General features: G+C 53.7%; 12 protein-coding genes. All 12 read right to left on the bottom strand.

What is annotated here, in order from left to right; translation table 11 throughout:
- Positions 1–154 precede the first annotated feature (154 nt).
- The 12 genes from ftsZ to AC3ZPD_RS13550 all read right to left on the bottom strand — a co-directional run bounded on the left by ftsZ (position 155) and on the right by AC3ZPD_RS13550 (position 15,649).
- Positions 155–1,264 carry a cell division protein FtsZ gene (ftsZ, locus tag AC3ZPD_RS13605; protein WP_490984830.1) on the bottom strand — a complete coding sequence of 370 codons (1,110 nt, stop codon included), beginning with the start codon at positions 1,262–1,264 and terminating at the stop codon, positions 155–157.
- 59 nt (positions 1,265–1,323) lie between these two features.
- Positions 1,324–2,589, bottom strand: a complete 1,266-nt coding sequence (gene ftsA / locus AC3ZPD_RS13600; RefSeq protein ID WP_490984829.1) for a cell division protein FtsA — start codon at positions 2,587–2,589, stop codon at positions 1,324–1,326.
- Positions 2,590–2,813: 224 nt separating this feature from the next.
- Positions 2,814–3,578, bottom strand: coding sequence for a cell division protein FtsQ/DivIB (locus AC3ZPD_RS13595; RefSeq protein ID WP_490984828.1), 765 nt, complete (start codon positions 3,576–3,578; stop codon positions 2,814–2,816).
- Between the two features lie 61 nt (positions 3,579–3,639).
- Positions 3,640–4,920, bottom strand: coding sequence for a UDP-N-acetylglucosamine 1-carboxyvinyltransferase (gene murA / locus AC3ZPD_RS13590; RefSeq protein ID WP_490984827.1), 1,281 nt, complete (start codon positions 4,918–4,920; stop codon positions 3,640–3,642).
- Between the two features lie 16 nt (positions 4,921–4,936).
- The gene (gene murB / locus AC3ZPD_RS13585) at positions 4,937–5,842 is read right to left on the bottom strand and encodes a UDP-N-acetylmuramate dehydrogenase (RefSeq protein WP_490984826.1); all 906 of its coding nucleotides are present in this window, start codon (positions 5,840–5,842) and stop codon (positions 4,937–4,939) included.
- Positions 5,843–6,028: 186 nt separating this feature from the next.
- Positions 6,029–7,141, bottom strand: coding sequence for an undecaprenyldiphospho-muramoylpentapeptide beta-N-acetylglucosaminyltransferase (gene murG, locus AC3ZPD_RS13580; protein ID WP_490984825.1), 1,113 nt, complete (start codon positions 7,139–7,141; stop codon positions 6,029–6,031).
- Between the two features lie 4 nt (positions 7,142–7,145).
- A complete protein-coding gene (spoVE, locus tag AC3ZPD_RS13575) occupies positions 7,146–8,243 on the bottom strand; it encodes a stage V sporulation protein E (protein WP_490984824.1) in 1,098 nt (365 codons plus the stop codon).
- A gap of 53 nt (positions 8,244–8,296) precedes the next feature.
- On the bottom strand, positions 8,297–9,721 hold the full coding sequence (gene murD / locus AC3ZPD_RS13570; protein ID WP_490984823.1) for a UDP-N-acetylmuramoyl-L-alanine--D-glutamate ligase: 1,425 nt from the start codon (positions 9,719–9,721) through the stop codon (positions 8,297–8,299).
- Between the two features lie 3 nt (positions 9,722–9,724).
- Complete coding sequence (gene mraY, locus AC3ZPD_RS13565; protein WP_490984822.1) at positions 9,725–10,693, bottom strand: phospho-N-acetylmuramoyl-pentapeptide-transferase; 969 nt, start codon at positions 10,691–10,693, stop codon at positions 9,725–9,727.
- Between the two features lie 16 nt (positions 10,694–10,709).
- On the bottom strand, positions 10,710–12,128 hold the full coding sequence (locus AC3ZPD_RS13560; protein ID WP_490984888.1) for a UDP-N-acetylmuramoyl-tripeptide--D-alanyl-D-alanine ligase: 1,419 nt from the start codon (positions 12,126–12,128) through the stop codon (positions 10,710–10,712).
- Positions 12,128–13,618, bottom strand: coding sequence for a UDP-N-acetylmuramoyl-L-alanyl-D-glutamate--2,6-diaminopimelate ligase (locus AC3ZPD_RS13555; RefSeq protein WP_490984821.1), 1,491 nt, complete (start codon positions 13,616–13,618; stop codon positions 12,128–12,130). The genes AC3ZPD_RS13560 and AC3ZPD_RS13555 overlap by 1 nt, the downstream gene beginning before the upstream one ends.
- A gap of 42 nt (positions 13,619–13,660) precedes the next feature.
- Positions 13,661–15,649 carry a stage V sporulation protein D gene (locus tag AC3ZPD_RS13550; protein WP_490984887.1) on the bottom strand — a complete coding sequence of 663 codons (1,989 nt, stop codon included), beginning with the start codon at positions 15,647–15,649 and terminating at the stop codon, positions 13,661–13,663.
- Between the last annotated feature and the right edge of the window lie 61 nt (positions 15,650–15,710).

Here is a 15,710-nt window from a genome sequence, read left to right as displayed (position 1 = left end):
GAGGTTCAGACAGGAAGTCTGTCAAACATTGAAGGGGGACGCCGGACTATTTTTGTCGGACGGTTTGGAATTGTGGAAGGGCGGGGAACAAACGCAAACAAAAAGCCGAACCTCGTATAAACAAGGTTCGGCTTAGTGCTCTCTTAATTGAATCCTATTCGTTATTATTGCGGCGGTTGCGAAGGAAAGTAGGAATATCCAGCTGATCCGGCGTGGTCTGATTGCCGAAAGGTCTCAGCGAGGAATTGCGGTTCTCGACCTGTTCACCGGCAGCGGCTGCAGGCTTGCGGGACGGAATCGCCGCGCTAGACTTATTCTCAAAGCCTGTTGCAATAACCGTAACCTTGATTTCTTCTTTCAAACCTTCATCAATGATAGCACCAAAGATCATATTGACTTCCGGATCAGAGGCCGAGATTACAATTTCCGCTGCTTCATTGACTTCATAAAGCGACAGATTGGAGCCGCCTGTAATGTTCATGATTACGCCGCGGGCGCCTTCGATGGACGTTTCAAGCAGCGGGCTCATGATCGCTTTGCGCGCAGCCTCGGCCGCGCGGTTCTCGCCGGTGGCCAGACCGATGCCCATCAGGGCGGAACCCCGTTCCGTCATAATCGTTTTTACGTCCGCAAAGTCTAAGTTGATCAAACCAGGTACGGCAATCAAATCGGAAATGCCTTGAACCGCTTGACGAAGCACGTTGTCCGCTTCGCGGAACGCTTCCAGCATCGGCGTCTTTTTGTCTACAATTTCAAGCAGGCGGTCGTTTGGAATCACGATCAGGGTGTCAACCTTCTCTTTCAAACCTTCAATGCCCAGTTCCGCTTGCGAAGAACGTTTGCGTCCTTCAAAAGTAAATGGACGTGTTACTACTCCAACCGTAAGCGCGCCGCATTCCTTTGCGATTTCTGCGATAACAGGAGCCGCGCCGGTTCCGGTTCCGCCGCCCATGCCCGCGGTAACAAAAACCATGTCCGCGCCTTTTAATGTGTTAGCAATCATTTCGCGGGATTCTTCCGCCGCTTTCTTGCCGACCTCAGGATTGGCACCGGCACCAAGACCGCGTGTCAGCTTGTCGCCGATTTGCAGCTTATGTTCGGATTTAGCCAGATGCAGGGCTTGGGCATCCGTATTCACCGTAATGAACTCAACGCCTTGAACGCCGTTTTCAATCATCCGGTTGACCGCATTACTGCCTCCGCCGCCCACACCGATCACTTTAATCTTTGCCAAACTTTCCATTTCAAAATCAAATTCCAACATACTCTTCCAATCCCCCTCGTGTGTGCCTGGACGGCCCGTCCATCGTTAAGACGCTATCGTTATATGAATTCGCTGAAAATATTCTTGATTCTTTCCATAAAACCTTGCTTGTTGCGCAGATTCTCCGGGGCAGGGGCAGGTTTGCTCCGGTTCGCCGGTTTCTTCGGACTGCCGCCTCCAGTATTGGTGCTCCGGACTCTAAGGCCGCGGATTACATTATGCAGAATGCCTACGCCGCTTGTGAAGCCCGGATCTCTGACCCCGATGTAATCAGGCACCGCGATGCGTACCGACGCGGCCAGCTCTTGCTGGGCTACCTGAAGAAGCCCCGGCATGGAAACCGTTCCTCCAGTTAGTATATAACCTCCGGGAAGTTCCGTGTAACCCAGCCGTTTCACTTCCTGGCGGATCAACTGGAAAATCTCCTGCACGCGAGGTTCAGCTATGGCAGCCAGATCCTCCTGCGTGAATTCCTTATCGACGTTGCTGCCGATCCGGGTAACCTTGAAGGTGATGTCCGAAGCGGCTGCTTCGATCAGCGCGCAGCCATATTTCAGCTTGACCTTCTCCGCTTGATCCGTCAATGTTCTCAGCCCGTAGGCGATATCGTTGGTGATAAACTCGCCGCCGATCGGCAGCGTGGATGTTGCGGCAATTGTGCCGTTTTCAAAAACGGCAATGGTGGTAGAGCCTGCACCGATATCTACCAGAACCGACCCCATTGTTTTCTCGTCTTTGGAAAGAGCCAATTGACCAGCCCCCAAGGAGAGAAGAACCAGATCTTTAATTTTGAGTCCCGCTTTCTCTACACAACGCAAGAGGTTATGTATCGCTGTCTTCGATCCGGTTATGATCGTGGCTTCCACTTCCAAGCGTACCCCGATCATTCCTCTCGGGTCCTGAATCCCTTCCAGGCCATCCACTACATACTGCTTGGCCACCACATCGATAATTTCGCGCTCAGGCGGAACGGCAATCACCTCGGACGCTTTCAAGACACGTTCGATATCTTCTTCGCCGATTTCGCGATCCTCGTTCGAAACCGCCACAACCCCGTGGCTCGTTTGAAGTCCAATGTGATTCCCGGATATGCCTACATAAACTTCGGATATTTGAATACCCACCATACGTTCTGCATGATCTATTGCATTTTTGATAGACTGCACTGTTTGGTCAATATCGACAATCGCGCCCTTGCGAATGCCTTCCGAGTCGGCAGATCCAACTCCAATAATATTAAAGGTTCCGTTGCTTACTTCCCCAATAATAGCCCGAACTTTGGATGTACCGATGTCCAAACTAACAATGATGTCATTGTTGCTCAAGTCCTTGGCACCTCCTGTAATCAGTTATAATAAAAAGTTCATTTGAACACATACTAAACTATAGTATTCAACGCGTTTGATCTGTTCCCTCTTTTTTCTACATTTTTTTTAGCGCAAAAAGCATGCCAATTTTAACCAACCCGAACCGGTTGAACGCTTGGCAGGCAAGAAAAAGAGGAGAAAGACTGGCAGACAGTCCATAAAATGTATTCTACCATTGATTTCTATTTGTGAGTAGTGCCATTTTCCCCTTCTTCCTCCTGGGAAGAAGAGACAAACGGAACATAAGTATCCGCCTCTAGCATCGTGATCAACCCGGGCTGCTGAGTTTCCGTAATATCATTTAAATATTCGGCTTTCTCAGGCAAAAGGGCGATCGTGGTCAGCACCTCAAAGCCGGAACGCGTATACAGCCTGATCCGGTCTTGAAACGATAGGGTCGGCGACGGCAAAATCTCTGAAAAGTCCGAAGTCAAATCTTCCGGCATTTTAGCCAGAGTGCTGCATAACTTCAGCAGGTTCACCTGGTCCTTGTCCCATCCGGACAGCATCGGCTTCTCCAAAGAAGTCCCCTGCTTGACCAGCACTTTGCTGCCGTTGGCCAGATAGGCCATCAGCTTGCCGTCATTGGAAAGCTCGTAAGCGACGGAAGGATGCTCGTGCACCGACACCTCAACGACGCCGGGGAACCGCTTGTCCACGGTTACGTTTTCGATCGAAGGGATCTTCAACAGCCTTTTGCTGATCGTAGCCGAGCTTGTCCCAAAAAAGCTTTCGCCGACCTTCAGCCCGCTTTGTTTAAGCAGTTCCTCATTGGTCGAATAGATGCTTCCCTGAAATTGAATGTCCGTGATTTTGCTCAGGGAAGAACGAAAAAATAAAATGCCGAGCAGAACGATGAATAAAACGATTAGCAGCAGCACTACTTTCCTGCTTGTTTTCATCTTCGGTTTAGGTTCTTTTAAAACGGGAATATTGGATTTAGGCATAGTCATCTCCGAAAAAGCCTTTGATCCCCTCCGGACGGAGGGGATGGCAAGAGGCGTATAATCAAGCCGGGTCCAGCTGCTTCAGCAGAGGCGTCTCCCGGTAAACGACAGCGCCCAGCAGGCTGAACATCTCTTCGATCCGGTCATATCCCCGGTCGATATGATGAACCTGCTCCACCGTTGTTTTACCCTGAGCCGCGAGACCGGCGATCACAAGCGCAGCACCGGCCCGAAGGTCCGTTGCTTCGACAGTGGCACCATATAAACGGGGAACGCCGCGGATAATCGCCGAGTGCAGATCTACGGTAATGTCGGCTCCCATGCGGACCAGTTCATCCACATGCTTAAACCGTCCTTCAAACACCGTTTCTTTGATAATGCTGGTTCCGTCAGCCAAAGAAAGCAGAACCATGATTTGGGACTGCAGATCGGTAGGAAAAGCCGGATACGGCGAAGTGACGATCCGGTCTACCGCTTTGGGGCGCGTCAAACCGTTAACGTTAATTATATCATCGTAAGCCCGGGTTTGGATACCGGCGCGGCGCAGCACATGCATCAGCGACACCAGATGGGACGGATTGCAGCCTCTGAGCGTAACGCTGCCGCGGGTCGCCGCCGCGGCGATCAGCGCGGTCCCGGCTACAATCCGGTCCGGAATAATTTCATATTCGCAAGGCGAAAGCTTTTTGACACCCTGGATCGTAATCGTATCCGTGCCTGCGCCGATGATCGAAGCGCCCATTGTGTTCAGAAAATTTTGCAGATCCTGAATTTCCGGTTCGCGGGCCGCATTGGTCAAAACGGTTGTGCCTTCTGCAAGCACCGCGGCCATCATAATGTTTTCGGTTGCCCCGACGCTCGGGAAATCCAGATGGATATCCGTACCCGTCAGTTTGTTGGCCGTGCAGCGGATTTGGCCTCCGGATTCCTCAATGACGGCTCCCAAAGCTTCCAGACCGCTGAGATGCATGTCGATTTTTCTTTCCCCGATCGCACATCCTCCAGGCTGATAAATAAACACTTCCCCGAATCGGGCAAGCAGCGGTCCCATCAGAAAGATGGAAGACCTCATCAGCTTCATCAAATCCTCAGGCACGTGAGAGGAATCCGCTTTGGAGGAATCAATCGTTACTTCATCACCGTTAGTTGTTACCCCACAGCCCAGACGGGTCAATATGCCTAACATGACCTCAATATCCAGCAGGCGCGGAACATTGCGAAGACGTACGCATCCATCGGCCAGTAAACTGGCCGCCATAATCGGCAGAGCCGCATTCTTCGCTCCATGGATTTTAATGGTTCCTGATAGGGGTTTCCCGCCTTCAATCACCAATTTGTCCAATGTATCACCTCCGAGTTTACCGCTCACCCACGAAAAACACCTCAGGCACGAGTTCTACTCCTTCTCGCTCCGCAATAACCTTCCTGATGTGATTCATAAGGGTGAGAACGTCCTCCGCTGTCGCTTGCCCGGTGTTGACGATGAAATTGGCATGGACTTCCGAAACCTCGGCGCCGCCCACTCTCATGCCCTTTAATCCGGCCGATTCAATGAACCTTGCGGCATAATCACCCGGAGGATTTCTGAATACACTTCCGGCACAGGGCATTTGAAGCGGCTGCGTCGTTCTTCGACGCTCCTTGAAGGCCCCCATCGAGGCTTTAATGGCTTCCGGTTCGCCCTCCTCAAGTCCGAATACAGCCGAGGCAACAACCCCTTTTGTGCCGTGTAGGAAGGATTGCCGGTACCCGAAGCCCATCCCGGCAGGCCCGCAGGTCACCATTTCACCGTTCTCCAGTACAATTTCAGCAGACTTGAATACTCGTGACACCTCAGACCCGTGAGCTCCGGCGTTCATATAAACGGCTCCGCCGACCGTTCCCGGAATGCCCGAAGCGAATTCCAGCCCCGTAAGCCCGAGTTTTGCAGCCATCATGCTGAGGCTGACAAACGAAGTCCCCCCGCCGGCCTCCACCTCGGTTCCCCGAAATTCAGCGGAGCCGAAAAACTTCCCGAGCTGGATCACTGCCCCGCGGATCCCTTTGTCCGCAACCAGCAGGTTGGAACCCCTGCCTAGCAGCATCCAGGAGACCCGCTGCTCATGCAGAAAACGAATCAGCGACCGAAGCTGCTCCTTATTTTCGGGGATAATGAAAGCGTCCGCCGGTCCGCCGATTTTCCACGTCGTGTGTCTGGACATCGGTTCATCCGGCAGGACGGCGCCGATCTCAAGTTCGGAAAGCTGCGATAGCCATGGCTGCAATGTAAATCCCCTCCTGTGAGCTTCGGTCCATACAACTTGGCATCAGGCAATTCCGGCCTCTGCCGCTTCAGATTTCATAAGCTAGATCCGGCCTCCACGGGTGATAGTCACGATTATAGGGTATCTTATGAAAGGCCCCAGCCGAGTGTGACAAATGCCCGTATGAAGCGGGATCGCGGTTATGCGTTACTTATTCTCCGCAGCCAAGCGCTGCAGGAGCTCCACGATGACATGGGCGGAATCGGGCTTGCCCAGCTGCCTGGCCGATTCGGCCATCGACAGTCTTAACGGTTCGTCCTTCATCAGCCGTTGAATTTCCTGAAACAAGGAGGCTCCGGAGAGGTCGCTCTCCACAATAACTGCGGCCGCTCCCGCGGCTTCCAGATTCCGCGCGTTTTTCTCCTGGTGGTTATTGGTTACGTTCGGCGAAGGAATCAGGATCGAAGGGATGCCCAGCGAAGTGACCTCTGCCAGGAACGAAGCGCCCGAACGGCCGGCAATCACTTTCGTTGCCGCCAGCACCTCCGGCATATTGTGTATGTAAGGCAGCACATGGAGCCGTGAAGGCATCCTGCCCGCTTTTTTACGAATTTCCTGTACGGTTGTCTCGTAATAGCTTTCTCCCGTTACATAAACGAAATGAACATTCGAAAGTTTCTCCGTAAGCGGGGCCATCTCGACCATGGCGTCATTGATCGCCTTCGCTCCGCGGCTCCCTCCGGCTACCAGAACTATGTCGCTGCCTGACGGAAGGCCAAGCGAAGCGTATCCCCGCTCCTTGTCGGCTTTAAACACCGTTGTGGCACGCGGGTTGCCGGTATATTCGACTCTTTTGGCACCCGGGAAAGTAGGCTCCGTTCCCTCAAAGCTTACCGCCACGGTGCTTACATATTTGCTTAAAAACTTGTTGGTCAGTCCCGGAACCGCGTTCTGCTCGTGGATGACCGTCGGAATGCCCAGCTTGGCCGCCGCGTAAACGACCGGACCGCACACATAACCGCCGGTTCCGATGACCGCGTCGGGCTTAAACTCCCGGAGGAGCTGCTTGGAACGGCCAACCCCTTTCAAAAACCGCATAACCGTTTTTACGTTATCGATGGAAAGCTTGCGGCGGAAACCCGTTATCTCAATGGCTTCGAACCTGATATTTTCTTTCGGAACAAGTTTGCTCTCCAAACCTCTTGTCCCGCCGATATACAAAAATTCCGTCCCCGGAAATTCTTCGCTGAATTGCTTCGCTACGGCCAGCGCCGGATAAATATGTCCGCCTGTACCGCCTCCGCTGAGCACAATTCGCATAGGATCACCTCGCGTGGCGGGATAGATTCAGCAGGATGCCCAGCGCCGTCAGCATCAGCGTAAGCGAAGAACCGCCATAGCTGATGAGCGGGAGCGTTATGCCCGTCACCGGCATCAACCCGATTACTACCCCTATATTAATAATAACTTGAATCGCTACCATCCCGACGATGCCGACGGCCAGGAAACTCCCGAATTTGTCGTCCAGCGTCATCGCGACCCGCATCCCTCTCCAAACGAGAATAAGGAACAGGAGAAGCACGATGGTGCCGCCGATAAACCCGAGTTCCTCCGACAAAATCGAAAAAATAAAGTCCGTTTGCGGCTCCGGGACATAGCTGTATTTCTGCCGGCTCATGCCGAGCCCCAATCCGGCCAACCCGCCGGGACCGATCGCGTAAAGCGATTGGATGATCTGGTAGCCTGCGCCAAGCGGGTCCGACCAAGGATCCAGAAAGGCCGTTATCCGCTTTAGACGGTATGGAGCAGCCAGGACGAGGCCGACGAACCCGCCGACACCCACCATGGCAAGACCGGTCAAATGCTTGAAGCGGGCCCCTGCGGTAAAAATGGTCAGCATGGCCGCCCCCATCATAACCGTGCCTGTGCCCAAATCCGGCTGAAGCATAATCAGCCCGAAGGCGAGCCCGCTGATTCCGAGCGGGGGCAGCAATCCTTTTACAAACCGGGTGATGTCGTAAGTCTCTTTACTTAGCATGTAGGACAGGAACAAGATCATGCCGAGCTTCATAAACTCTGAGGGCTGGATCCCGAACGAGCTAATGCCAAGCCAACTGCGGGCCCCGCCCCGGACCGCGCCGATCCCGGGAATCAGCACGATGACCAGCAAACCGAAGCAGACCAGCAGACCCAGCTTGGCATATTTCCGCAGCCGCCGATAGTCGAAATTCATCATAAAAAACATGGCTATCAAACCTAAAATAGCAAACAGAAGCTGTCTTTTCACGAAATAAAAAGAATCCCCGTGGTCGTGGAAGCCCAGCACGGAACCAGCGCTGTAGACCATTACCATCCCTATCGCCAGCAGGCTCAATATGCTGATCAGGAGCCAAATGTCCGGCGCTCGGCGCAACTTGCTCATAAGCGGAAGCCACCTCATATGCAGAAGTAGGGGCTTGTCTGATACCCCCCTACTTAAAGGTTATGCACCGCCTCTTTAAAAATGCGTCCACGCTCTTCGTAGGAAGCAAACATGTCCCAGCTTGCGCAGGCGGGAGACAGCAGCACGGCATCTCCCTTGCCCGCCAGGCTTTCGGCTTCGCGGATCGCGCGGCGCAGCGTTTCGGCGGCGTCTTCCTCATTATCGACTACGATCACGGAGGATATCCCCGCCTGCTTCGCTACCTGCGCGATTTTCTCTTTCGTTTGTCCCAAGGTCACGACAGCTTTGACCTTATCCTGCAGACACGGAAGCAGATCCATATAATCGGATCCGCGGTCCAGGCCGCCGGCAATCAGCACAATCGGGGCGTTCAGCGCTCCGATGGCCATCGCCGTCGCTTTGGAGTTGGTTGCTTTGGAGTTGTTGTAATAAACAACTCCTTTCTTTTCCGCAACGAATTCAAGGCGATGCTCCACGCCTCGGAAGCTGCGAAGCGGTTCGGCAAGCTTCTCCGGATCCGCTCCTGCAGCAATCGCGCAAGCGGCGGCGGCGAGCGCATTTTCCACGTTAAATCGTCCCGGCAGACCGATTTCCGAAGTATAAACCAGCGTGACGGCTCCACCGTCCGCCTTCCGGTAAACCACCTGGCGATCCAAGGTATCCTCCTCTTTATCGGCATAAGGAGGTTCGACGTAAATACCGCCTTGAGGAAGCCGTTCCGTCATGGAAAAAGGCAGCAGCCGCGCCTTCATGTAAGGAACAAGCCCCCGGCAGACCGGGTCGTCCCAATTGAGGACGGCTGTATCGGTTTCCTGCTGATTGGCGAACAGTTTGGCTTTGGAGGCGATATAGTCTTCCATCGTTTTATGATAATCCAGATGGGTTTCCACCACGTTCAGGAGGCAGGCCACCCTCGGACGGAAGGCTTGGGTCCCTTTTAACTGGAAGCTGCTGAGCTCCACCACCATCCAGTCGTCTTCCGCCGCCTGAAGGGAAGCTTCGGTGAGCGGAATGCCGATGTTGCCGGCTACAATCGGGGAAAGCCCCGCGGCCTCCAGCATTTTTCCTGTCCAGGTCGTTGTGGTGGTTTTGCCGTTGGAACCGGTAATGCCGATCATCGGCGCCTTGCAAAGCCAGTAGGCGACCTCGACTTCGGTGACCACCTCGATGCCCAGGTCCAGGGCGGTTTGGACCGGAGGCGCCATATAAGGGATGCCCGGGTTTTTTATAACCAAAGAAGTGCCCTCGTGAATCAGGCCCTCCGGATGCCCTCCGCATACAACAGAAATTCCCAAAGCCTCCAGTTCGGATGCTTCGGGACATTCGGCCCTGTCCTTTTTATCGTTAACGATCACGTGCGCTCCCAGTTTGAACATGACTTTGGCCACTTCAACCCCGCTTCTCGCCAGGCCGAGCACAACGACATCTTGTCCGCGGTATTGTTCAGGATGTTTCATAACCTACAACCCCTTATTGAGATAAAGTCCGATGCCTGCAAGCACAAGTCCAACCACCCAGAAGGTAATGACAACCCGCCATTCCGACCAGCCGGACAGCTCGAAATGATGATGAATCGGACTCATTTTAAAGATCCGTTTGCCGCGCAGCTTGAAGGAGCCGACCTGAAGCACGACGGACAGCATTTCGATGACAAAAATCCCGCCGATCACCAGGAACAGCAGCTCGCTTTTCGTTACGATCGCAATCGCCGCAATCGCCCCGCCGATGCCGAGCGAGCCGGTATCCCCCATAAACACCTTAGCTGGATGAGCGTTAAATACGAGAAAGCCCAGTACGGCACCGATCATGGCCGCAGCGCAGACCGCCGCAGGAAGTGAAGTCGCCTGCATGGCTACTACCGCAAAAGCGCCGAAAGCAATGGCGCTCACGCCGGACAGCAGGCCGTCAAGCCCGTCCGTGAAGTTAACCGCGTTGCTGACAGCCAGCATCATGACGACGATAAACGGATAATAAAACCATCCGGTCCAGTCGAACGAATAATCCGTTCCGGGAATGCCTATAGCGGTACTGTGGCCGTTCCGGATCAAAAGAATACATACGATAACGGCGAACAGGAGCTGACCGAACAGTTTTTGTTTGGCCGTCAGCCCAAGCGAACGTTTAAACACGATTTTAATATAGTCGTCAAGGAATCCGACCAGCCCGAAGCCAAGCGAAGCAATCAGCAGCACGTAAAAGTCGGTATCCATTTTGCTCGTGAATTTAAGAAATGCGATGGTAAAAGCAACCATAATGATAATGCCACCCATCGTTGGCGTCCCGGCTTTCTTCAAATGGCTTTGCGGCCCTTCTCCCCGGATCTGCTGGCCGAATTTCATGCGGCGCAGCAAAGGAATAAAGAGCGGCGAGGCAATCACGGCGAGAATAAAGGATACGCCGATAGTTAAAAGTATAAGTTGAAAGTCCATGATGGCTCCCCTTTCGCTATGATTGGTTTAATGAAAATTGCTCAATGGCCTGGGCGACTTCCTCCAGCCGGTTGCCGCGCGAGGCTTTGACAAGCACAACATCGTCCGGCTTCAGCGTTCGCTCCAGCACCTCGATGAGCTTAGACTTGTCTGTAAACGACTGTACAGCTTCGGCAGGCAGCCGTTCGGCTCCTTCGGCGATATAAGCGCCAAGGGTTCCGTAAGCAAACAGCAGATCCGCTTTTTCCTCCGTCAGGAACCCTCCGACCTCGCGGTGCATTTGCTCCGCATCGTTACCCAGCTCCAGCATATCGCCGAGTACGGCTATTTTTCTGCCGAACCCGCTCATGGAAGCCAGCACTTCCAGCGCCGCCTTCATGGAGGTAGGACTGGCGTTATAAGCATCATTCAGAATCGTAATTCCGCTCGTCCCTTTCAGCAGCTCGATCCGCATGCCGGTCAGCTTGGTTTGTTCAAGCCCCTTGCGGATGTTTTCTTCGCTTACCCCGTATCGGGCAGCAACCGCCATCGCGGCCAGAGCGTTGGAGACATTGTGTTTGCCCAGCAGCGGAAGCGCAAAAGCGGTATCCGCCTCAAACCCGCTGGCGGTAAAGGTCGTCCCGGCTTCCAGAAACATCATGCCGGTCGGGTAATAGTCGTTGTCCGAGCCCAATCCGAAGGTTACCGTTTGGAGCCCCTCCGGCTTAACGGTTTCCGGCTCGCCTAAAACCTGCGGAATGAGCGGTTCGTCGCCGTTATACACAAACAAACCTTTCGGTTTCATTCCGGCCAGAATTTCCAGTTTGGCCCTGGCGATTTCCTCCCGGGAACCGAGGTGCTCCAGATGGGATTCGCCGATGTTGGTGACGATCGCCGTCTCCGGTTCCGCAATCGAGGATAAGAGCTCGATTTCACGGCGGGCGCTCATCCCCATCTCCAGCACGGCAAACTCGGCGTCCTCCGGCATAGCGAGGATGGTCAGCGGCAGGCCGATATGGTTGTTGTAGTTCCCCTGCGTTTTATGCACCTTGTATGTCGTGGACAGTAGGGAGGTCACGATGTCTTTTGTGGTCGTTTTCCCGTTGCTGCCCGTAATTCCGATAACATGGGCTCCGCTCTCTGCCAGATAAGCCTTGGACAGGCGCTGAAGCGCGGCAAGCGTATCTTCTACCAGAATAACCGGCCCTTCGGACGGATAATCCTTCTGGCTGCGGGACCAAAGAGCGGCACCGGCTCCGCGCTTGAGACAATCGGCGGCAAAATCATGGCCGTCAAAGGTTTCCCCTGTCAATGGCACGAACAGGCAGCCTTCCGTCAATTTGCGAGAATCGGTCGTTACGCCCTCTAAAAAGGCACCCGTTTCCTTTTCCCGGCCGACGGGCATTTTGAGTTGTCCGCCGCACATGGCGGCTATAGCTTCTAAAGTTCTTTTTATCACTTTGTCAAACCCCTTATAGCTTCTTTGGCGACCTTGCGATCATCGAAATCATGAACCTGGCCGCCGATCAATTGGTAGGTTTCATGGCCTTTTCCCGCAATCAATACTACATCTCCGGGGCTTGCCATTTCAATAGCTTTATGAATTGCGGTCCGCCGGTCCTCGACCAGCTCGTAAACCGATTCCGGCACCCGCCGTTCCCTGAGGCCTTTCTCGATGTCCAGCAAAATCTGCCGCGGATCTTCCGTTCTCGGGTTATCCGAGGTTACCACCACATAATCGCTATATTGCGCGGCGATCCCGCCCATAAGCGGACGTTTGGTTTTATCCCGGTCGCCTCCGCAGCCGAAGACGGTGATGATTTTCCCTTCCGCAAACTCCTTAACCGTCTTTAACACGTTCTCCAGGCCGTCCGGCGTATGGGCGTAATCCACGATTACCGCAAAAGGTTGTCCTTCCTGAACGGCCTCTACCCGACCGTCCACCCCTTTGACCGCTTCCAGGCTTTCCTTGATCAGCTCAAGCGAAACCCCTTCAAGCAGGGCGGCTGTAATCGCGGCCAAAGCATTGTATACGTTAAATTTCCCTACCATTTGCAAAGTGATCTGGGTTTCGCCGGCAAAAGTCCGGACATGAAACTCCGTGCCCCGTGCCGTCACTTTGATTTGAGACGCCTGCACATCCGCCTTGTGGTCTACTCCGTATGTAAGCACTTCTGCCGCCGTCTGTTTGGCAAAAAATGCCGACGCATGATCATCAGCATTCAGCACGGCATATTTCCGTTCCTCTTCCTGCTGCGCATAGCCGTTGCCCAATCGGGAGAAAAACAAGCCTTTCGCCGCACGATAGTCTTCCATCGTTTTATGATAATCCAAATGATCCTGCGTCAGGTTCGTAAAAATCGCCGTTCTGAACTCGGTGCCCTTCACGCGGCCCTGCTCCAGCGCATGGGAGGAGACCTCCATCACGCAATAATCGGTTTTGCATTCTACCATTTCATGCAAATATTTTTGCAGATCGAGCGCCTCGGGCGTCGTTCCGGACATCGGGTAAGCCGTGCCGTTCACTTTGCGCTGAATCGTGCCAATCAGTCCGGTTTTGTTCCCTGCATGCTCAAAAATGCTTTCGATCAAATATGAGGTTGTCGTTTTGCCGTTGGTGCCCGTAATGCCGATCACCTTCATCTTCCGGCTCGGAAAATGATAATAGACATTAGCCAAAACTGCCATCGCCAGGCGGGCGTCTTTTACCAGCAGCTGCGGCAGCCGGCTGCCCGGCAAATGGCGTTCAACTACAAGGGCGGCGGCCCCTTTCGCTTCGGCCTGGGCGGCAAAATCATGCCCGTCAACCGTATGACCGGGCAAACAAATGAACAGATCCCCGGAAACGACTTTCCGGGAATCAATTTGAATATTTTGGCAGGAGGAGCTCCCGTCACCGATAATTACCGAACCGGCCAGACAGGCCGCCAGATCTTTTAGCTGCATTAAAAACCCCTCCATCTTTCATTATCTCTGTTAATAGTATGATCATCCTGGCGGCTTTTCATTGCCGCCTTTTTCCTTCTTCTCCTGTTCTTCTACCGCAGACTCCGCTTCCTTTTCGCTTCCCATATAAATCCGGATCGTAGAGCCCTTCTGTACCCGGGACCCGGCTTTCGGCGCCTGGCTGATCACATAATTCCCTGCGCCCGATCTGGCAAGCATAAAGTTGGAGTTCATATCCTCGTAAATATCCTCTACCGATTGTCCAACCAAATCCGGCACCGTTACGGTCGGTGTTTCCCCGTATTTATATTTCTTGTTAAGTTGGTCGGCTCTAGGTTTGACGCCCATATATTCCAGCGAGCTTTTTAAAATGTTTTTGACGATCGGTGCCGCGACGACGCCGCCGAACTGAATGCCTTGCGGGTTATCCACGGCCGTATACACGATAATTTGCGGATCATCCGCCGGCGCGAAACCGATAAACGAAACGATATGCTCGTTTGCCGAATACCGTCCGTTAACGACTTTCTGCGCAGTTCCCGTTTTGCCGCCGACCCGGTAGCCGTCAATAAAGGCATTGCCCCCGGTCCCATTCGCCACCACGCTTTCGAGCGCGGATCGAATCTGGGCGGAAGTCCCCTCGGAAATCACCTTGCGCACCAGCTCGGGCTGGACGTTTTGGACGGTTACCCCGGTATCCGGGTTAATCCAGGCTTTAGCCACATGCGGTTTAAACAGGTTGCCGCCGTTGATAGCCGCCGAAACCGCAGCTACCTGCTGGATCGGCGTCACCGAGACGCCCTGCCCAAAAGCGGTTGTAGCCAGCTCGACCGGCCCGACTTGCGAGGGTTTGAACAAAATCCCGTTTTCCTCGCCGCCAAGATCAATACCGGTTTTGCTGCCGAATCCGAAGTTTTTAATATACTTGAAAAGTGTGTCTTTGCCAAGCTTTTGCCCCAGAGCAACAAATCCAGGGTTGCAGGAATTTTCCACGACCTGGAGGAAAGTCTGGCTGCCATGGCCGCCTTTTTTCCAGCAGCGGAGCGTGGCTCCTCCCACCTTGACGTATCCCGGATCAAAAAAGCGGTCGTTAAGCAGGTCGACCTTTTTCTCTTCCAGCGCCGCGGCGAGCGTAATGATTTTAAACGTCGAACCCGGCTCGTAAGTCATCCATATCGGGAGATTCCGGTTGTACACCTCGGAAGAATAATCCTGATACGAACCCGGTTCATATCCCGGGCGCGAAGCCATTCCCAATATTTCGCCGTTTTTGGGATTCATCGCAATGGACCAGGCCCCGTCGGCCTTCAAATCCGTCATCGCTTTGTCCAGCTCGCGCTCCATGATGCTTTGAATCGATTTGTCGATCGTCAGCTCCAGCGTTAACCCGTCTTTCGGTTCGGTATATTTTTCGTCCGAGCCCGGCATGAGCCGTCCCGCCGCATCCGACAGGAAGGAAATGCTGCCGGGAATGCCGCTGAGCTGCGAGTCATATTTCTTTTCGACCCCGGTAAGGCCCTGGTTGTCGATCCCGGTAAACCCGAGAATATGCGCCGCAAGTCCGCCATAAGGATAATATCTTTTGTTGTCTTCGGCAACAACAATGCCCGGCAGCGCCAAATCACGAATTTGCTGCGCCTTCTCCATCGTAATTTTGCGCCCGCCGGGCTTGAGGTACACGGAAGATTCCTTTTTGGAAATCAGCTTGAGCACCTGATCTTCCGTCATATCCAAAAGAGGGGCCAGCTTGCGGGCAGTACCCGGCTTGTCTTTAATCTGGACCGGAATGGCCATAATCGTCGGCGTCGTAACATTATACGCCAGGGCTGTTCCGTTACGGTCCGTTATTTCGCCGCGTTTAGGCGCGAAAGCGATGTTTCTGCGCCAGTTGTCTTCGGCTTTGGCCGAAAGCTCTTCGCCTTTGACGAGCTGGACATAAGCCAGCCTGACGATCAGCGCCGCAAACATCACGCATAAGATCAGCAACAGCCACAACAACCGTTTGCGGATGGTTAGTCCGGAAATCTTCATCATCGCGTTTCCCCTTTCTTCCCTGAACACCTGATGCTAGACAGCTTTGGGGAACATGCCG

Source organism: Paenibacillus mobilis, assembly GCF_058267595.1.
The sequence above is the reverse complement of the archived record's forward strand: the minus strand, read 5'-3'. Positions and strand labels throughout refer to the sequence as shown.

What these genes read in the sequence shown, in the direction of transcription:
- AC3ZPD_RS13550 (WP_490984887.1), bottom strand. Translation starts at nt 15,649, where the DNA reads ATGAAGATTTCCGGACTAACCATCCGCAAACGGTTGTTGTGGCTGTTG.
- mraY (WP_490984822.1), bottom strand. Translation starts at nt 10,693, where the DNA reads ATGGACTTTCAACTTATACTTTTAACTATCGGCGTATCCTTTATTCTC.
- AC3ZPD_RS13595 (WP_490984828.1), bottom strand. Translation starts at nt 3,578, where the DNA reads ATGCCTAAATCCAATATTCCCGTTTTAAAAGAACCTAAACCGAAGATG.
- murG (WP_490984825.1), bottom strand. Translation starts at nt 7,141, where the DNA reads ATGCGAATTGTGCTCAGCGGAGGCGGTACAGGCGGACATATTTATCCG.
- AC3ZPD_RS13555 (WP_490984821.1), bottom strand. Translation starts at nt 13,618, where the DNA reads ATGCAGCTAAAAGATCTGGCGGCCTGTCTGGCCGGTTCGGTAATTATC.
- murD (WP_490984823.1), bottom strand. Translation starts at nt 9,721, where the DNA reads ATGAAACATCCTGAACAATACCGCGGACAAGATGTCGTTGTGCTCGGC.
- ftsZ (WP_490984830.1), bottom strand. Translation starts at nt 1,264, where the DNA reads ATGTTGGAATTTGATTTTGAAATGGAAAGTTTGGCAAAGATTAAAGTG.
- spoVE (WP_490984824.1), bottom strand. Translation starts at nt 8,243, where the DNA reads ATGAGCAAGTTGCGCCGAGCGCCGGACATTTGGCTCCTGATCAGCATA.